The sequence below is a fragment of the Methyloradius palustris genome (assembly GCF_019703875.1).
Classification (GTDB): Bacteria; Pseudomonadota; Gammaproteobacteria; order Burkholderiales; family Methylophilaceae; genus Methyloradius; species Methyloradius palustris.
The window spans coordinates 1,340,829-1,357,999 of sequence record NZ_AP024110.1 but is presented as its reverse complement, the minus strand read 5'-3'; the positions used below and the strand labels follow the sequence as shown (position 1 = coordinate 1,357,999).

The 17,171-nt window shown below is 48.2% G+C and carries 18 protein-coding genes and 1 tRNA gene; 8 read left to right on the top strand and 11 right to left on the bottom strand.

From position 1 onward, the window contains the following. Nucleotides 1-81: 81 nt before the first annotated feature. Entirely contained in the window at nucleotides 82-843 is a 762-nt protein-coding gene (locus ZMTM_RS06550) for a hypothetical protein (protein WP_221765467.1), read from the bottom strand. Then, on the bottom strand, nucleotides 822-1,376 hold the full coding sequence (locus tag ZMTM_RS06545; RefSeq protein ID WP_221765466.1) for a cupin domain-containing protein: 555 nt from the start codon (nucleotides 1,374-1,376) through the stop codon (nucleotides 822-824). Before ZMTM_RS06545 ends, ZMTM_RS06550 begins: the two co-directional genes overlap by 22 nt. Before the next feature lie 169 nt (nucleotides 1,377-1,545). Between ZMTM_RS06545 and ZMTM_RS06540 the strand changes: the two genes are divergently transcribed. The 3 genes from ZMTM_RS06540 to ZMTM_RS06530 all read left to right on the top strand — a co-directional run bounded on the left by ZMTM_RS06540 (nucleotide 1,546) and on the right by ZMTM_RS06530 (nucleotide 5,765). Further along, entirely contained in the window at nucleotides 1,546-2,994 is a 1,449-nt protein-coding gene (locus ZMTM_RS06540; RefSeq protein WP_221765465.1) for an aminotransferase class III-fold pyridoxal phosphate-dependent enzyme, read from the top strand. Next, nucleotides 2,991-4,493, top strand: a complete 1,503-nt coding sequence (locus ZMTM_RS06535) for a CoA-acylating methylmalonate-semialdehyde dehydrogenase (RefSeq protein WP_221765464.1) — start codon at nucleotides 2,991-2,993, stop codon at nucleotides 4,491-4,493. Before ZMTM_RS06540 ends, ZMTM_RS06535 begins: the two co-directional genes overlap by 4 nt. A gap of 87 nt (nucleotides 4,494-4,580) precedes the next feature. Beyond that, complete coding sequence (locus ZMTM_RS06530; RefSeq protein WP_318840547.1) at nucleotides 4,581-5,765, top strand: MFS transporter; 1,185 nt, start codon at nucleotides 4,581-4,583, stop codon at nucleotides 5,763-5,765. Nucleotides 5,766-5,770: 5 nt separating this feature from the next. On the opposite strand, the gene ZMTM_RS06525 is transcribed toward ZMTM_RS06530, so the two are convergent. From ZMTM_RS06525 to ZMTM_RS06510, 4 genes are all read right to left on the bottom strand, one after another. Further along, nucleotides 5,771-6,592 carry a hypothetical protein gene (locus ZMTM_RS06525; protein WP_221765462.1) on the bottom strand — a complete coding sequence of 274 codons (822 nt, stop codon included), beginning with the start codon at nucleotides 6,590-6,592 and terminating at the stop codon, nucleotides 5,771-5,773. A gap of 177 nt (nucleotides 6,593-6,769) precedes the next feature. Next, nucleotides 6,770-6,859: transfer RNA gene (locus ZMTM_RS06520), tRNA-Ser, on the bottom strand. A 25-nt stretch (nucleotides 6,860-6,884) separates the two neighbouring features. Next, nucleotides 6,885-7,418 carry a peptide deformylase gene (gene def / locus ZMTM_RS06515; RefSeq protein WP_221765461.1) on the bottom strand — a complete coding sequence of 178 codons (534 nt, stop codon included), beginning with the start codon at nucleotides 7,416-7,418 and terminating at the stop codon, nucleotides 6,885-6,887. Continuing rightward, nucleotides 7,408-8,154 (bottom strand): S-methyl-5'-thioinosine phosphorylase, encoded by a 747-nt coding sequence (locus tag ZMTM_RS06510; RefSeq protein WP_221765460.1) that lies wholly within the window; start codon nucleotides 8,152-8,154, stop codon nucleotides 7,408-7,410. Before ZMTM_RS06510 ends, def begins: the two co-directional genes overlap by 11 nt. 106 nt (nucleotides 8,155-8,260) lie before the next feature. On the opposite strand from ZMTM_RS06510, the gene hpnC reads away from it, so the two are divergent. The 5 genes from hpnC to ZMTM_RS06485 are packed head-to-tail and all read left to right on the top strand — an operon-like array spanning nucleotide 8,261 to nucleotide 12,513. Further along, nucleotides 8,261-9,124, top strand: a complete 864-nt coding sequence (hpnC, locus tag ZMTM_RS06505) for a squalene synthase HpnC (RefSeq protein WP_221765459.1) — start codon at nucleotides 8,261-8,263, stop codon at nucleotides 9,122-9,124. Between the two features lie 18 nt (nucleotides 9,125-9,142). Further along, nucleotides 9,143-9,979 (top strand): presqualene diphosphate synthase HpnD, encoded by an 837-nt coding sequence (gene hpnD / locus ZMTM_RS06500; protein WP_221765458.1) that lies wholly within the window; start codon nucleotides 9,143-9,145, stop codon nucleotides 9,977-9,979. Next, a complete protein-coding gene (gene hpnE / locus ZMTM_RS06495; protein ID WP_221765457.1) occupies nucleotides 9,964-11,277 on the top strand; it encodes a hydroxysqualene dehydroxylase HpnE in 1,314 nt (437 codons plus the stop codon). The genes hpnD and hpnE overlap by 16 nt, the downstream gene beginning before the upstream one ends. Then, complete coding sequence (locus ZMTM_RS06490; protein ID WP_221765456.1) at nucleotides 11,274-11,669, top strand: phage holin family protein; 396 nt, start codon at nucleotides 11,274-11,276, stop codon at nucleotides 11,667-11,669. Before hpnE ends, ZMTM_RS06490 begins: the two co-directional genes overlap by 4 nt. Before the next feature lie 28 nt (nucleotides 11,670-11,697). Beyond that, nucleotides 11,698-12,513, top strand: coding sequence for an SDR family NAD(P)-dependent oxidoreductase (locus ZMTM_RS06485; protein ID WP_221765455.1), 816 nt, complete (start codon nucleotides 11,698-11,700; stop codon nucleotides 12,511-12,513). 31 nt (nucleotides 12,514-12,544) lie between these two features. On the opposite strand, the gene radA is transcribed toward ZMTM_RS06485, so the two are convergent. The 5 genes from radA to rpsR form a co-directional block, all read right to left on the bottom strand. Then, on the bottom strand, nucleotides 12,545-13,903 hold the full coding sequence (gene radA, locus ZMTM_RS06480) for a DNA repair protein RadA (RefSeq protein ID WP_221765454.1): 1,359 nt from the start codon (nucleotides 13,901-13,903) through the stop codon (nucleotides 12,545-12,547). Then, nucleotides 13,896-14,972: an alanine racemase gene (alr, locus tag ZMTM_RS06475; protein WP_221765453.1), complete on the bottom strand. Its 1,077-nt coding sequence runs from the start codon at nucleotides 14,970-14,972 to the stop codon at nucleotides 13,896-13,898. Before alr ends, radA begins: the two co-directional genes overlap by 8 nt. Nucleotides 14,973-14,978: 6 nt before the next feature. Then, nucleotides 14,979-16,355, bottom strand: coding sequence for a replicative DNA helicase (dnaB, locus tag ZMTM_RS06470; RefSeq protein WP_221765452.1), 1,377 nt, complete (start codon nucleotides 16,353-16,355; stop codon nucleotides 14,979-14,981). 124 nt (nucleotides 16,356-16,479) lie between these two features. Beyond that, nucleotides 16,480-16,929, bottom strand: coding sequence for a 50S ribosomal protein L9 (gene rplI, locus ZMTM_RS06465; protein ID WP_221765451.1), 450 nt, complete (start codon nucleotides 16,927-16,929; stop codon nucleotides 16,480-16,482). A gap of 10 nt (nucleotides 16,930-16,939) precedes the next feature. Beyond that, complete coding sequence (rpsR, locus tag ZMTM_RS06460; RefSeq protein WP_013442287.1) at nucleotides 16,940-17,167, bottom strand: 30S ribosomal protein S18; 228 nt, start codon at nucleotides 17,165-17,167, stop codon at nucleotides 16,940-16,942. Nucleotides 17,168-17,171 lie beyond the last annotated feature (4 nt).

The following is a 17,171-nucleotide window of genomic DNA, read 5'->3' as shown; positions in this document are numbered from 1 at the left end:
GCTTTTACTCAAAGTCTAGTGTGTTATGTCTTATATAAGAGTTATCTTTCGTTACACCACTATCTATTATTAAAAACTTTTCTAGAAGTAAAATCCTAGCGATATTCTGCTCATATTCTTCTGCGTAAAATTGACTTTAGGGTCATACGCCAGGCGAATGAAATATTTTGCCCACTCGTCAGAAATGGCAGCGCCAGTGCCGGCAATTGATTTACCGTCTGCATCTGCTGGGCCACTTTTATTAAAAATATCCAGTGTCAGCTTGTTCTTATCTGCTACCGAATAATGGAGCAATAGATGATCAATCTGCTGCCCAGGCATGACTCTGTCATCTTTCACTCGATATAAAGCAATGTCTTTGCCCTCTTCAAACTCAAACCCTGCGCCGTATGTGATCGAGTCATTGGGGTCAAAATTGATATTGTCGTAAGGTTTTAGATTGGTTCGCCCATAGCCAACGATGGCGTGCAAGGCCCCACCAAGCTCAAGCGTTAGAGAACCGCCTATAAATCCATAATCTGCGACTTGAATAGTGGAATCAGCCTTAAGCAAGTCCCATTTATCTACGCGCTCATAACCAGCTCTGGCCTGCTTAAAGTCTGCAGGAGTTTCTGAGTAATAAGCCAGCCAAGCTGACTGCTGGTCAAATTTGGCACGCAGATTAATGTCTGTAGCACTCAGTTGTTTGGCTGAATATTGAGAGACTGTTAATTTATATTGGATGTCGCTTGCTTCATCAGAGCCATCAGCAAATGCATTGAACGCTACCAACTGCAAAGCAATAAAAAAGGCTTTGCCAATGGTTGGATAAAAACGATGTGTTAAAAGGAAGGTGGGCTGCATGAGCTGACTAAGGTACAAACCTGATTGCCTACATTGCGAAAACGGTGTTGCTCACGGCTATTAAAATAATAGGCATCGCCAACGCCAAGCACGCGAGTTGAACCACCTACCGTGACCTCAAGCTGACCATTAATAATCACCCCGCCCTCCTCACCTTCATGTTGTAGCATGATCATGCCAGTATCTGCGCCCACCTGGTAGGTTTCATAGAGGATTTGTAAGGCATGGCCAGCCTTGGCCGAGCCAATCTGGCGGTATGAGATGCCCTCGCCACCGCTGATCTCGGTCAGTGTTTCAGCTCGGTAAAAGACTTCACTCTGCATGCCTGGCAACTCATCGGAAAAGAACTCACCTAACGTCATGGGTATACCCGCCAGAATGCGCTTAAGGGCGCTGACTGATGGACTGGTATTACCCGACTCAATCAAAGAAATAGTGGCATTCGCCACGCCAGCACGTTTTGCCAACGTGCGTTGCGAAAACTGGTGCCGTAAGCGTATCAGGCGCAAGCGAAACCCAATATCCATGTCCATATTCAAGCCTAATTGTTCAGGTGTTTAGAGTGTTAAATATACAATAACAGTGATGTGTTCGTCACCAATTAAATCAATCACTTAAATTGATAAAAATACAGTCTTGACACTAGATACTGAACACTACGAAACTTGCTGCATTCACTCAATGCTATTCAAGGCCTTCATCATGCCCACGCCCAATATCAAACTGCCCAATATGGATCATTACTGGGTGCCGTTTACAGCCAATCGACAGTTCAAGGCCATGCCGCGTCTATTCAAAGCGGCAAAAGGCAATTACTTCACGACCATGGATGACCGCCAAATACTGGATGGCACAGCAGGCTTGTGGTGCGTGCCTGCAGGGCATGGTCGCGAAGAGATTGCCGCAGCAGTCGGCAATCAACTACGCACACTAGACTATGCACCGGCTTTCCAGACCAGCCACCCACTGGCGTTTGAGGCAGCGGAACGCGTGGCGCAATACATGCCTGCGGGGCTGGATCGCATATTCTTCACCAACTCTGGCTCTGAATCGGTAGAGACAGCGCTCAAAATCGCGCTGGCTTACCATCGCGTATGCGGCAACCCGCTGCGCAACAAGCTTATAGGTCGCGAGCGCGGTTATCATGGCGTGAATTTTGGTGGCATTGCAGTGGGCGGCATTGCAGGCAACCGTAAGGCTTTTGGCAATGCACTGGCTGGCGTTGACCATATCCGCCACCCACTAGACATCGTCAACAATGCCTTCACCAAGGGCGTACCTGAGGATGGCGGTATCGCGCTGGCCAACGAGTTTGAACAGCGCATCATGACCTTGCACGACCCCGCAACCATTGCCTCGCTGATTGTTGAACCGATGCAAGGCTCAGCAGGCGTCATCGTGCCACCTAAAAACTACCTGAAGCGCCTGCGAGAGATTTGCACCAAGCACGGCATATTGCTGATATTTGATGAAGTGATTACAGGCTTTGGCCGCTTGGGCACCAGGTTCGGTGCGGATTATTTTGATGTGATCCCTGACATCATTACCTGCGCCAAAGGCCTGACCAATGGCGTGGTTCCTATGGGTGCAGTCGCGGTGAAGCGCGAAATCTATGATGCTTTCATGGAAAACTCAGCCGCTAACGCGATTGAATTGCCGCATGGCTACACCTATAGCGCCATCCCCATTGCCTGTGCCGCTGCGATTGCCACGCTGGATATCTTCGCCAACGAAAAACTGGAAGATCGTGGAGCAAGCTTGAGCGGCAGGCTTGAATCAGCAGCACATTCGCTGAAGGGCCTGCCCATGGTGAAAGACATCCGCAATATCGGGCTGGTGGCTGGCATCGAGTTCGAGGCGATTGCCGGAAAACCTGGTGCTATGTCCTTCGCTACCTACCTGAAATGCTATGAGATGGGCGTGCATGTGCGCTATACCGGCGACATCATCGCCGTATCGCCACCGCTCACTATCGAGCCACATGAAATTGACCGCATCTTCAGTACGATTGCCGATGCGATTAAATTCGTTGTAGCCGCGGGTGATGCTGGGCTTGATCACACGCGTTACCTAAAAAACGAGCAAGATTGGGCAATGCATCAATCGCATCAGGCACACATTAACCACCCAATATTGGAGCATCTGGAATGAGCGCAAAAACAATAGGCCACTACATCAATGGCCAACATGTTGCAGGCACTAGCAGTCGATTTGGTGATGTCTACAACCCTGCAACTGGTGAAGTGCAGGCGCAATTAAGCTATGCCACAGCAGTGGAGGTAGATCATGCAATTAGCGCTGCACAAGCGGCCTTTCCTGCATGGTCGAGTACGCCAGCATTAAAACGTGCTCGCATTCTATTCAAATTCAAAGCCTTGCTTGACGAACATGCCAATGAGCTGGCTAAAACAATCTCGCTGGAACATGGCAAAACCATCAGCGATGCGCGAGGAGAAGTCACGCGCGGCATCGAGGTAGTCGAGTTTGCCTGTGGCATGCCGCACCTGCTCAAAGGCGATTACAACGAGCAGGTCGGCACTGGCATCGACACATATAGCATGCACCAGCCACTTGGCGTAGTGACGGGCATTACGCCTTTCAACTTTCCCGTCATGGTACCGCTGTGGATGATCCCAATGGCATTGGCAACGGGGAATACTTTTGTGCTAAAACCATCCGAGAAGACCCCAAGTGCCAGTCTAATGCTTGCCGATTTACTTGCTGAAGCTGACTTGCCTGCAGGCGTGTTCAACCTGGTGAATGGCGATAAGGAAGCAGTGGATGTATTGCTGACAGACAAACGCATACAGGCCATCAGCTTTGTAGGCTCCACGCCAATTGCCGAATATATCTACAGTACCGGTACCAAGAACGGCAAACGTGTACAGGCGCTGGGCGGCGCCAAGAACCACTTGGTAGTGATGCCAGACGCTGATATTGATCAGGTCGCTGATGCATTGATAGGCGCAGGCTATGGTTCTGCCGGCGAGCGCTGTATGGCGATTTCGGTCGCGGTGACTGTAGGCAATACAGCCGACGCATTGATTGCAAAACTGCAGGAAAAAGTGAAAGACATCACCATTGATCAAGGCTTAAATGAAAAAGCCGATATGGGCCCGCTAGTCACGCCACAGCACTATGCCAAAGTAAAAGAGTATGTTGACCTGGGCATCACCGAAGGCGCGAAACTGGTCATTGATGGGCGCGGCTATAGCCATGCTGGGCATGAACAAGGATTCTTTCTAGCGCCCTGTTTATTCGATAACGTGACCAAAGATATGCGCATCTACAAAGAGGAGATTTTCGGCCCAGTGCTCTCAATAGTGCGTGCAGAGACGTTTGAAGAGGCGCTACAACTGGTCAATGACCATGAGTTTGGCAACGGCGTAGCGATTTTTACACGTGATGGCGAATTAGCCCGTGAATTCACGCATCGAGTTCAAGCTGGCATGGTTGGCGTCAATGTGGCCATCCCTGTGCCGATTGCTTTCCACAGCTTTGGCGGTTGGAAACGCTCGTTATTTGGCGACCATCATATCTACGGTACCGAAGGCATCCGTTTTTATACGCGCCTAAAAACAACCACCTCGCGTTGGCCAGCCAGCAACAAAGGCACAGGTGCTGAGTTTGTCATGCCAACCATGAAATAATTGCTGTAAGCTTCACAAGCCCTTCAGGCCAGCAGATTTTGGCCTGAGGGGCTTTGTTATTGAGCTCAAGAACTAAGAAAACCCGATATTCCACAAAATCTCAGCACCGCACAACGCACTACCAGCATCGCCGCACTTAATGCGGTTTCGACCTTGTCCCAGATCGGCCAGTTTGGTCTTGGCACAACCCTACTGCCTATCGTATTAGAAGCCCGGCATGCAACCCCAGAGCTGATTGGCCTGACCAGTGCAGCCTTCTGGTTCGGCATGCTGGGAGGGTTACTCGCAGCAGGCCAATTGACGCGTTCGCTCGGCTATCGCAATACCGTGATTCTTGGCCTGGTGGTAAGTGCCATCAGTTTCGTATTGATTCCAACATTAGAGATTCAGTGGTGGCTTTTACCATCAGCGCTCGTGGGATTTGGCTTGGGTTTACGATGGATTGCCAATGAAACATGGCTTTATCGCCTATCACCAGAACATGCTCGGGGCCGCATTATCGGCATTCATGAAACCTTGATTGCAATTGCTTCAGTAGCAGGGCCGATGATTATTGTCGCACTTGGCGTCAGCAAGCCCAGCGCATTCTGGGTGGCTGCGGCAGCTTGCATGACAGCCATTCCACCACTATTCATTGCAAGCACTATCACAGCTGTCGATGAAACGGTTGCAGATACTAAGCAATCCAGCAAGCACTCCATTAAGAAAACCTTACGCCTCAACCTAATGTTTTGGCTGGGCTTAGGAGGCTTAATCGCAGGCTTGGGTGGTTGGATAGAAGGTAGCTTACTGGCACTGCTGCCTGTTTATGTCGGCGATATAGGACTATCTAGTAAAGATACCGCATGGCTACTCACCGTGCTGGGCATAGGTGCCATGGTTTGCCAGTATCCGATAGGCTGGCTATCAGACCACAAAGAGGTTATTTACACCGCGAAACTATGTGCAACATTCGGCATGATCGCGGTTATTGTAGTACTTGTGGGAGGGCATAACTTATCAGCACTTGCCATCATGGCTTTCCTCGTTGGCGGCATGAGTGGCGGTTTGCTTACCTTGGGCATGGTGTGGGCTACTCTTCAAGGTACTGGCAGTGAGATTACCGATCGTGTGCGACAGGTCTCAATTATATACACTACGCTATCAGCTTTAGGCCCTATGTGTGCGGGCTTTATTGTGAGCCATACCAGCAGTGCCAGTTTGTTTTGGCAACAGCTTGTTGTTATCTTGGTGCTGATTACCGTCCTATTAATCCAGCCACGCGGCAATTAGGATATTTAAGATTTAACTGGATGAAAAAGTTTTAATCCAACTGATACGTTTAATTCATCGAGTTCAACTTCCGGTCGCCAACGCAAACTTGAAAAAGGCGGATTGCCGTCATTCGGTCCAATAGGTCCCTTGAAATATAAATCAGCAACATCGTTAAAATCTTTTATAGATAATTGCTTGTTATTCAAAAGAGTAGGCAAGACTGCTTCAAAATGCCCTTGCCATCCTTCACTGTGACCAGAATCAATGGCGCTTAAAGCTTGATGAGAAATTCTATAAATGGGGAAAAAGCCTTTTTGTAGAAACTTATAATCTTCCTTGGAAATTTTGCTTAATATTTTAAATGGCACCCGAACACTAGCCCACCAACCCCAGGCTGGCTGCATTTCATAAGTTGTAAGATGACTTAAGAGTAAGTCTGATTGATCGTGCTCGAATAATTTAAAAAAAGAAGACCACTCACCAGCAAGCAACACATCAAACTCAATGACCCAATAACGCTCGTAATTAAATGACTTCCAAAAATTAAGCACTGGATAATGCGCAGACCCAGGAACTAACTTCCCTTTAATGAAGCAATCATATCCAAGGCTGGCTTCTATTTGATTAACGTCGAATAGGAAAATATGACTGCCAATTCCCAATTTACCTAAGTAGTTTCGCCAAGAATCCAGCACTTCAGAATCGGCTGCATCGACCAGTACATAGCACTGCATCGTATTTATAGTAGCCTGCCTGATAGCGATAAACCTTCTAGCTAAGTCTTCACTCCAAACGTGCGTTAGAAATAATACTGCTTCGCTTTTAGTGGTTTCCAATGCGTTCATATTGAATATCAACCAAATTAAATTGTTGGATACGACTTAAGATTGGTAAATTTGATAGGCTGAGTATACCGACATTAAAACGCTGTGCGATATTCGGCCTGTGGAAGGAATAATGCTGCCCAGCAGAAAATTTAGACAAAAAAAATCTAGTCGATTAACTCGACTAGATTTTTTGTTTGGCGGAAGCGGTGAGATTCGAACTCACGAAGGGCTCTCACCCTCGCTAGTTTTCAAGACTAGTGCCTTCAACCACTCGGCCACACTTCCAAGGCGAGCATTTTAGCACAGCATTTCAGTCATCGGCTATGTCCATGTCAGGAAAAAGTACATCAGTGAAGCCGAAAGTGCGTAAATCTTCTATGCGCATTGGGTAAAGAATGCCGTCCAGATGATCACATTCATGCTGTACAACGCGTGCATGGAAGCCACTGACTGTGCGGTCTATAACGTTTCCATACTGGTCAAAGCCCGTGTATCGCAGATTAGTAAACCGCGGTACTACGCCGCGCATGCCAGGAACTGAAAGGCAGCCTTCCCAGCCCTCATCCATTTCATTATCCACTTGGCTTAATATGGGGTTAATCAAAACGGTATAAGGCACCTGCTCAGCATCGGGATAACGCGGATTCTTGCCTACGCCAAATATCACCACACGCAAGCTCACACCAATCTGAGGCGCTGCGATACCAGCACCATCCATATGCGCCATGGTATCTTCCATATCCTGAATCAAGGCGTGTAATTCTGGTGTGTCGAATGATTCAACAGGCAACGCTCTTTGTAACAGGATAGGGTCGCCCATGCGTAATACAGTTTTAATGGCCATAAATAATCACCACCTGTTCAATTAAGTTTCGTACACGATGCATGGTTTCATCCAGCACAGCGCCTATATCTTCATATTTAATACCGTGCAGGCTGTTGCCGCGGCCTGCTGCGTAGTTGGCTACAGGGCAAATTGCAGCATAGTTGATTTCCAATTCCCTTGCTAACACTGCTTCCGGCATCCCTGTCATGCCCACCATCGTTGCGCCATCACGTTCAAGCCGATTGATCTCTGCAGCTGTTTCTAGCCTAGGGCCTTGCACACAGGCATAGACTCCACCATCGATTAATGATTCATTGGCTAGCTGAGCGGCCTGTTTACATAAGTCTATTAGTTTTTCGCTATAAGGTTCAGTAAAATCGATATGTTTTACCAATTTATCAACGCCATCGTAAAACGTATTTTTACGGCCATGGGTGTAATCGATAATCTGATCTGGCACTACCACCGTACTCGGCTTTAAGGTCTCATGAATGCCACCAACAGTGGCTACAGCGACGATATCAGTCACGCCTTCAGATTGTAATGCCCACATATTAGCGCGATAGTTCACAGCATGTGGCGGTATGGTATGACCATTACCATGGCGTGCCAAAAAGATCACTGGATGACCACACATCTCACCAAACAAGAGCGGGCCAGATGGCTCGCCATACGGTGTGCGGATGAGTTGACGGCCTGTGATCGTCAGGTTGGCTAATTGGGTTAAACCCGTGCCGCCTATAATGCCTAGCATGCTTATTCCTAAACCTTTAAAGAACCGAATTGTAACGTAAAGTTCAGATAAATCCTCATCGTCAGGCAAACTTGGGAGCAAGCTTTATGGCATACTTATCGCGATTATGAATAGCCCCAACTCCGCAAATCAAGATGCCACGCAAGCAAGCCTAGCACTCGCTAGTACGCATTATGAAAACTTCCCCGTAGCATCTATTTTATTGCCGATGCGATTACGCAAACCTATCGGCCTGATTTACGCCTTTGCCAGGCAAGCCGATGACTTTGCTGATGAAGGCGATTTAACACCTGAGCAACGCCTGGAATTATTGAATGGTTTCAAACTTGAGCTGGATAAAATCGCCAATAATCAAGCCAGTGAATCCGCCTTGTTTACTGCGATTAAAGCCATGGTCACTGAATACGATCTGCCCCTGGCACCCTTTTACGATTTACTTGATGCATTCAGCCAAGACGTAGTGAAATCCCGCTACCAGAACTTTGGTGAAGTCATTGACTACTGCCGCCGCTCCGCCAATCCGGTTGGCCGCTTGCTTCTCCATTTGTATGGCTACGCAACGCCCCGCAATATAGGCCTTGGGGATGCCATCTGTAGCGCCTTGCAAATCATCAACTTCCTGCAGGATGTCGCCATTGATTACAAAAAAGATCGCATTTACTTTCCATTAGATGAAATGGAAAAATATAAAGTGACAGAGAAACAGATCGCCAATGGTGAGACCCATGGCACATGGCCCATGTTTATGGAATTTGAGATTGATCGCGCGCGCCGCCTACTGCAATCTGGCGCCCCCCTCGGTCTGGTGCTACCAGGCCGTATCGGCCTCGAAATGCGCATGATTATTGCGGGTGGCGAGCGCATTTTGCATAAACTCCATAAATCACGTGGCGATATATACAGCCAACGGCCTGTACTGAATACTCGCGATTGGCTGTATATGGGTTACCGTGCCATCACTAAACGCTAATGAATAAATAATCGCCCAATGACCCCACAAGAATATTGCCAGCAAAAAGCCGCTGCTAGCGGTTCCAGTTTTTACTATAGCTTTATGTTTCTTCCAAAACCGCGGCGCGAGGCGATTACTGCGCTCTACGCGTTTTGTCGCGAAGTAGATGATATTGCCGACGAATGCCAAGATATAGACATCGCACGCACTAAACTAGCTTGGTGGCGTGCCGAGATTAGTAATCTCTATGCAGGAAAACCGCAACATCCCGTCACCAAAGCACTAGCTACGCCTGTTAAAAGTTACGCGCTGCAAGAACAGCATTTCCAGGAAATCATCGATGGTATGGAGATGGATTTAAACCAGAGCCGTTATGTCGATTTTGACGAACTGCAAGTCTACTGTTACCGCGTTGCTAGCGTTGTTGGCATCCTTGCAGCCTCCATATTCGGGTATAGCAACCCTGCTACCCTGCTCTACGCACACGATCTTGGCCTAGCTTTCCAGCTGACTAATATCACGCGTGATGTAGGCGAAGATGCCCGCCGTGACCGTATCTATTTACCGCTGGAAGAGCTAGAGAAATTTAGTGTTACCGAGCATGATATCCTGCAGGGACACGAATCAGACAAGGTTAAGCAATTACTCGACTTTCAGATTGCAAGAGCTGAAAGCTATTACGACAAAGCCTTCAACCAATTGCCAGCGGAAGACCGCAAAGCCCAGCGCACAGGCTTGATCATGGCCGCCATCTATCGCGCGGTGCTGGATGAAATCAAACTGGATGGTGCGCAAAAAGTGCTCAACTCACGTACTTCACTCACCCCGCTACGTAAACTATGGCTGGCCTGGATCACATGGGTAAAGAACTAGCTGCACGCGTTGCCGTCATCGGTGGCGGTTGTGCAGGTTTAGCCGCAGCAAGCAGACTGGCAGAGAACGGGATTAACGTCACGCTTTACGAAGCCAGCCCCCATCTGGGTGGTCGTGCCCGTGGCCTCAGTTGGAAAGGTCTGCGCCTGGATAATGGCCAACACATTCTGCTCGGCGCTTACAGCGAAACTCTGTGTTTGCTAAAACTTGCTGGCGTAGATGAGGCAACCGCATTATTGCGCTTGCCTTTGCAACTCACTATGCATGGGGCTTTTGAGCTTAAAGCCTGCACTTTGTTGCCTGCACCATTGCATATACTGGCAGGCCTGCTAAGCGCAAAAGGATTGTCCTGGAGCGAACGTTTTGCCGCGATTCGTTTTATGGTCTGGATGCGCCTAACCAACTTCACCCTGCTACATGATGAAACCCTAGAAAGCCTGTTCACACGAAAGTCACAGCCTGCCAGATTGGTGCAATTACTATGGGAACCCTTATGCCTGGCAGCACTGAATACGCCGCTGAACAAAGCCAGTGCAAATGTCTTCCTCAGTGTATTGCGTGATAGCTTTGCCAGGAAAAAACAGGATAGCGACATGCTGCTGCCCCGTTGCGACCTGTCTGCGCTCATCGCTGACCCATTGGCTGCTTACATCGAACAACAAGGCGGTGCAGTTAAAACCCATGCGCCTATCAATCAGGTTTTGAAAGCGACCTCTGGTTTTGCCTTGATTACCGATGCGGGCGAAAGCCTTGAATACAGTCATGTGGTCATGGCGGTTTCACCATTCAGGTTATCTACCCTGACCAGTGAACTGAGTGAATATACAGAAAGTAGGCAACTTACTGAGCAACTAAGTTACCAGCCCATCTATACCGTCTATCTGCAATATGCAGAAAATACCAGCTTGGCTACACCAATGCAGGGATTAACGGGTGGCATCAGCCAATGGGTATTTGATCGTGGTCAACTATATGGCCAGCAAGGTCTGCTAGCAGTAGTGGTCAGTGCTGAAGGATCGCATCAAGCGATTACACAAGAGGCTTTGGCCATTGCAGTCGCTGATGAACTGGCAGCTGCGTTTCCACATTTAGGTCAACCCTTGTGGCATAAGGTGATTGCTGAAAAACGCGCTACATTCTCTTGTGAAGCCAATATCCTGCGTCCGCACCAAGTCACGGTTATTCCTAATTTATATCTGGCTGGTGACTACACTGCTGGCGATTACCCCGCTACTATTGAGGGCGCTATCCGTAGCGGCGTACAATGTGCGAATTACATTATCGGTAGCACGCAATGAGCCCTGCTTTATCTGACTTTTTAATCCATTGGGCCATCATGAGCCTGTCTTTGTGGGTTGCCAGCTTTATATTCAAAGGCGTTAAATTCTCAAGCCGTTCTTCACTGTTTATCTCCGCGCTGCTACTTGGTTTTGTGAACGCTATTATTCGGCCAATAATGCTTGTACTGACATTTCCTTTAACATTGCTGACCTTGGGATTCTTCATCCTGATAGTTAACGCATTGATGATCATGCTCGTAGCCAAACTAGTAAGTGGCTTTAAGCTATCAGGCTTTTGGACTGCCTTTTTCGTCAGTATTTTTATCGCAATTTTCGGTTTTTGCATTGAGCTTTTACTGCCTAGCCAAGGCATTGCTGTCATTCAGCATACCAACACCATTTCCGTCTAATCGTATTACTCTTATCTAAAGTCAGATCATGCTGAGCACCCGCGCCGTTAAATACCCTACTTCCAGCTATAAACATAAACCACAGCATTTACAAGAGCGTGTGATCATGGTCACGGGCGCTGGTCAAGGCTTAGGCCGAGTAGCCGCGCTAAGCTTTGCGGCAGAAGGCGCGACTGTGATTCTGGTCGGCAGAAAACTAGATAAACTCGAAAAAGTTTATGATGAAATTCTGGTGCAAAATTCACCCGAGCCTATCATCTTTGTAATGGATTTCGACAAAGCCGAGGAGCAGGAATATGCCAACATGGCCGAGGCCATCTACAAGCAATTAGGCCGCCTAGATGGTATTTTGCATAACGCCACGCATTTTGATAATTTAAGCCCACTGGAAATTCAAACTACCAAACAGCTAGAACGCATGATGCGCGTCAACGTCAGCGCACCATTCGCCATGACTAAAGCCTGTTTGCCACTTTTGAAAGAATCGCCAGACGCCTCTGTAATTTTCACATCCACTAGTGCCGCTAACAAACCAACAGCTTACTGGGGCATGCATGCCATCAGTAAACACGCAGCCGATTACATGATGAAAATATGGGCATCAGAGTTAGAGAAATTTCCATATTTGCGGCTCAATACGGTAATCCCAGGTGCAATTCAAACACCGCAACGCAAGAAATCACACCCTGGTGAGGTGCATGACGACCTGCCAGAAACCAAGAGCGCAATGCCGATTTATCACTTTTTAATGGGTAAAGATGGCAAAGGGATCAGCGGTAAGATATTTGAAGCAAAAAGCCTGAAGCTTGCTGCCAACCAGCTTGAGGTTAAACCTTCTGTCTGAGCGCAAGGTTTGAAGTAGGTCTTTGAAGTAGTTAATGATTCCGTAAGTGGTTTAAAGCTTCTTCCAGACGTTCTACACCAATCACTTCGATCCCTTTGATAGGCTGCTTGGGCGCATTGGCTTTAGGCACAATAGCCTTGGTAAACCCCAGTTTTGCGGCTTCTTTAAGGCGCTCTTGCCCACGTTGAACAGGGCGTACTTCCCCCGCCAATCCAACCTCACCAAATACAACAAGTTTGTTATCTAGTGATTTGTTTTTTAAAGAAGAAACGATAGATAAAAGCACAGCCAAATCGACTGCTGGCTCCGCTATCTTGACCCCACCAACTGCGTTAATAAATACATCCTGATCGAAACAGGCCACGCCAGCATGGCGATGCAGCACTGCCAACAACATGGCCAATCGGTTTTGCTCAAGCCCTACACACAAGCGTTTAGGATTAGGCGCATGGGCTTCGTCCACTAGCGCCTGAATCTCAATGAGTAACGGCCTGGTACCCTCTTGCGTTACCGTAATGCAAGAACCAGCGACCTGCTCCGCGTGATGCGATAAAAATAAGGCTGATGGATTGCTGACTTCGCGCAAACCTTTCTCTGTCATGGCAAACACGCCCAGTTCATTGACTGCGCCAAAGCGATTCTTGAAAGCGCGTATCAATCGAAAACTGGAGTTCTGATCACCCTCGAAATAGAGGACGGTATCAACGATATGCTCAAGTACACGTGGCCCAGCCAGCGAACCTTCTTTGGTAACGTGGCCAACCAATATAACCGTAATCCCTAACTGCTTGGCAGCACGCGTAAGCTGCGCCGAGCACTCGCGCACCTGTGCCACAGAGCCAGGCGCAGACTGCAATAACTCCGAATATACCGTTTGAATCGAATCAATCACGGCAATATCAGGCTTATGCGTTTGTAGTACGGTCAGAATTTTTTCAAGCTGGATTTCGGCCAGCAATTCTACTGGGCTTGCATCCAACTCCAGCCGCCTAGCACGCATGGCAATCTGTTGTGGAGATTCTTCACCACTCACATATAGGGCTTTGCGTTGCTTGCCCACATGGCAGAGCGTTTGCAGCAGCAATGTGGACTTACCAATTCCTGGATCACCGCCAATTAAAACAACGCCGCCTGGTACAAGCCCACCACCAAGCACACGATCAAACTCACTAATACCTGTAGGTTGCCGTAGAATTTCCGCAGCTTCAACCTCTGATAGCTTCTGTAAGCCAGCGGTGGGCGCTAAAGAGGCATAGCGATTAACGGTAGGCGCCTCTGCAATCGTCTCCACCAAGGTATTCCAGGCCATGCAACTTGGGCATTGACCTTGCCATTTGGGCGATTGTCCGCCGCATTCGGTGCAGGTATAGATCGTCTTTGCTTTAGCCATGCGTTTCAATCACCTCAAAAGGTACACGTGGAGCCACGGCACACAACAATTCATAACCAACTGTGCCAGAGGCTTCGGCTACTGCATCAACAGTAACCTGCGCGCCCCATAATTCAACAGCACTGCCAACATCAGCTTCTAGAATGTCGCTAATGTCAGCAAACAACATATCCATGGAAACACGGCCCAATGTCTTGGTGACTTTGCCATTGATCGCAATTGGCGTGCCACTTGGCGCGTGGCGGGGATACCCATCTGCATAGCCGCAGGCGACAATGCCCACTCGCGTCAATTCTTTTGCCGTAAATGTGTGGCCGTAGCCAACACTCTCGCCCGCTTGTAAAGTCTGTACGGCAATAATCTCGGTAGTCAGTTGCATTGCAGGTTTCAGACCAAAACTTGTTGCTGCCTGACCAGAAACTGGAGTAGCGCCATACAGCATGATGCCTGGACGAACCCAGTCCGTATGACTTTCTGGATAGCGTAGCAAGGCAGCGGAGTTAGCCACGGATGTCTGGTAACTAAAGGTTTGGGTTGCTTCATGGAATTTGGCTAACGCTTCGGAAATGCCGCTATCTTCATCTGCAGCGGCGAAGTGCGTCATCATGACTATGTTCTTAACATTCGCTAATTTTGATAAACGCTGGATTTGTGTCGCATATACTTGAGGCCTAAATCCAAGGCGATTCATGCCCGTATTCATTTTCAGGAAAATTTCTATGGGCTGTGAAAGTACTACATTTTCAAGTATTGCCATCTGCTGTTCATTATGTACCACAATGCTTAAAGCCCACTGAGCGGCCAATTCCAACTCGTCTGCCTCAAACACGCCTTCCAACAGCATAATTGTTTGCTTGTATCCTGCCTCGCGCAGGCTGATGGCTTCATTGATACCAAGTACGGCAAAGCCATCTGTTTCAGCTAGCCCCTTCGCCACGCGCAACAAGCCATGCCCATACGCATTAGCTTTGACGACAGCCATGACATTGGACTTTGGAGCAATCTTTTTAACAATCGCCAGATTATGGCGCAGAGCGTCAAGATGAATTGTGGCTAGAATTGGCCGCATGCGCAATTAATGATCGTAGCCAGAACCAGAGGCGTAGTTCTCAAAGCGCGTGTGTTCGCCGAGGAATGATAGTCTGACCATACCAATAGGGCCATTACGCTGCTTGGCGATGATGATTTCAGCCGTACCTTTATCTTCACTATCCGGGTTATATACCTGATCGCGGTAAATAAAGAGGATCAAGTCTGCATCCTGCTCAATCGCACCGGATTCACGCAAGTCAGACATCACAGGTCGTTTATCAGGGCGTTGCTCAACGCTCCGGTTAAGCTGTGAAAGCGCTACTACTGGCACATCCAGCTCTTTGGCCAATGCTTTAAGTGAGCGAGAAATTTCAGAGATTTCAGTAGCCCGATTTTCACCCTGGCGACCAGAAGGTGCTGACATCAACTGCAAGTAATCGACAACAATCAAGCCTAACTTGCCACACTGGCGATGTAATCTACGTGCCCTGGCGCGCACGTCAAATGAGCTTAAACCTGCGCCCTCATCTATAAAGATAGGCGCCTCATTCAAGCGGCCAAGCGCGGTAGTCAGCTTGATCCAGTCTTCATCTTCAAGGCGCCCAGTACGCATGCGGTGCTGATCCAAGCGCCCTACGGAACCTATCATCCGCATAGCAAGCTGTGTGGCAGCCATTTCCATAGAGAATACGGCTACGGGCAAACCACTATCCAACGCTACATTCTCGGCAATATTCAGTGAGAAAGCAGTTTTACCCATAGAGGGTCGACCAGCCACAATGATCAAATCGCCAGGCTGGAAGCCAGATGTCTTTGAATCAAGGTCGGTATATCCAGTCGAAACACCTGTCACATCGCTAGGGTTATCGCGCTGAAATAGCTGGTCAATACGGTCTGCTACTTGTGGCAATAATACTTTGATGTCGATGAAACCATCCGTTGCACGCTTACCACCCTCTGCAATCTGGAAAATCTTGGCTTCTGCTTCATCCAGCAATTGCTGCGCATCACGCCCTTGTGGACTATAGGCACTTTCAGCAATATCCGAACCGACTTCCACAAGCTTGCGCATGACTGCACGCTCATGCACGATTTCTGCATAGCGGCGAATATTGGCAGCGGTTGGTGTGTTTTGCGCCAATGCGCCGAGATAGGCAATACCGCCGACCGCAGAAAGCTCAGCTGCATTTTCCAGCGACTCTGCGACAGTCACAATATCTGCCGGCCGATTGCGTTCTATCAACTTAGCAATATGCTCAAATATCAGCCTATGGTCGTGCCGATAAAAATTGCTTGACGACAGAATGTCAGCAACTTTATCCAGCGCTTCATTTTCAAGCAGTAAGCCGCCGAGCACTGATTGCTCAGCTTCTACTGAATGAGGGGGGAGTTTTAATGCATCTAGGGATTCGTCTGCCATAAATTCGATTATAACAACTGGTTCAATATTCTTGTGTTTTGAATGCTTGTGTTTTTGAAAACGAATAAAACAGGCAATAAAAAAGGCCGCCTAAGCAGCCTTTTTTTAATTCAAAGCTTAATAATTAAGCTTCGCCAATTACGGTAATGGTGACATCTACCACTACGTCATGGTGCAGGGCAATGCTCACTGCATGGTCACCAACAATCTTCAATGGACCATCTGGTAAGCGTACTTCAGCCTTAGCCACTTCAAAGCCTTTAGCAGTTAAGCCTTCAGCAATGTCGCCAGTAGTTACAGAGCCGAACAAACGACCATCTACACCAGCTTTTTGTGTCACTTGCAACACGAAGCCAGCCAGCTTTTCGCCACGGGCTTGTGCTGAAACCAAAATCTCAGCTTGTTGTTTTTCAAGTTCTACGCGACGCGCTGCGAACTCAGCCTTATTGGCTTCGGTAGCACGCTTTGCTTTACCTTGAGGGATCAAAAAGTTACGACCGTATCCGTCTTTCACCTTCACAACATCACCAAGGCTACCCAAATTCACTACTTTTTCTAACAGAATAATTTGCATGGTGATCTCCTTAGTGCTTGTCAGTGTATGGTAACAAAGCCAAGAAGCGCGCACGCTTCACAGCTGTTGTTAGCTGACGTTGATATCTTGCTTTTGTACCAGTGATACGCGCAGGAATGATCTTGCCATTTTCGTTGATAAAATCTTTAAGCAGATCTACATCTTTGTAATCTACTTCTTTAATGCCCTCTGCTGAAAAACGGCAGTAGCGGCGGCGTTTAAACATATCACGTGCCATGTTA

What these genes read in the sequence shown, in the direction of transcription:
- ZMTM_RS06550 (WP_221765467.1), bottom strand. Translation starts at nt 843, where the DNA reads ATGCAGCCCACCTTCCTTTTAACACATCGTTTTTATCCAACCATTGGC.
- ZMTM_RS06545 (WP_221765466.1), bottom strand. Translation starts at nt 1,376, where the DNA reads ATGGACATGGATATTGGGTTTCGCTTGCGCCTGATACGCTTACGGCAC.
- ZMTM_RS06540 (WP_221765465.1), top strand. Translation starts at nt 1,546, where the DNA reads ATGCCCACGCCCAATATCAAACTGCCCAATATGGATCATTACTGGGTG.
- ZMTM_RS06535 (WP_221765464.1), top strand. Translation starts at nt 2,991, where the DNA reads ATGAGCGCAAAAACAATAGGCCACTACATCAATGGCCAACATGTTGCA.
- ZMTM_RS06525 (WP_221765462.1), bottom strand. Translation starts at nt 6,592, where the DNA reads ATGAACGCATTGGAAACCACTAAAAGCGAAGCAGTATTATTTCTAACG.
- def (WP_221765461.1), bottom strand. Translation starts at nt 7,418, where the DNA reads ATGGCCATTAAAACTGTATTACGCATGGGCGACCCTATCCTGTTACAA.
- ZMTM_RS06510 (WP_221765460.1), bottom strand. Translation starts at nt 8,154, where the DNA reads ATGCTAGGCATTATAGGCGGCACGGGTTTAACCCAATTAGCCAACCTG.
- hpnC (WP_221765459.1), top strand. Translation starts at nt 8,261, where the DNA reads ATGAATAGCCCCAACTCCGCAAATCAAGATGCCACGCAAGCAAGCCTA.
- hpnD (WP_221765458.1), top strand. Translation starts at nt 9,143, where the DNA reads ATGACCCCACAAGAATATTGCCAGCAAAAAGCCGCTGCTAGCGGTTCC.
- hpnE (WP_221765457.1), top strand. Translation starts at nt 9,964, where the DNA reads ATGGGTAAAGAACTAGCTGCACGCGTTGCCGTCATCGGTGGCGGTTGT.
- ZMTM_RS06490 (WP_221765456.1), top strand. Translation starts at nt 11,274, where the DNA reads ATGAGCCCTGCTTTATCTGACTTTTTAATCCATTGGGCCATCATGAGC.
- ZMTM_RS06485 (WP_221765455.1), top strand. Translation starts at nt 11,698, where the DNA reads ATGCTGAGCACCCGCGCCGTTAAATACCCTACTTCCAGCTATAAACAT.
- radA (WP_221765454.1), bottom strand. Translation starts at nt 13,903, where the DNA reads ATGGCTAAAGCAAAGACGATCTATACCTGCACCGAATGCGGCGGACAA.
- alr (WP_221765453.1), bottom strand. Translation starts at nt 14,972, where the DNA reads ATGCGGCCAATTCTAGCCACAATTCATCTTGACGCTCTGCGCCATAAT.
- dnaB (WP_221765452.1), bottom strand. Translation starts at nt 16,355, where the DNA reads ATGGCAGACGAATCCCTAGATGCATTAAAACTCCCCCCTCATTCAGTA.
- rplI (WP_221765451.1), bottom strand. Translation starts at nt 16,929, where the DNA reads ATGCAAATTATTCTGTTAGAAAAAGTAGTGAATTTGGGTAGCCTTGGT.
- rpsR (WP_013442287.1), bottom strand. Translation starts at nt 17,167, where the DNA reads ATGGCACGTGATATGTTTAAACGCCGCCGCTACTGCCGTTTTTCAGCA.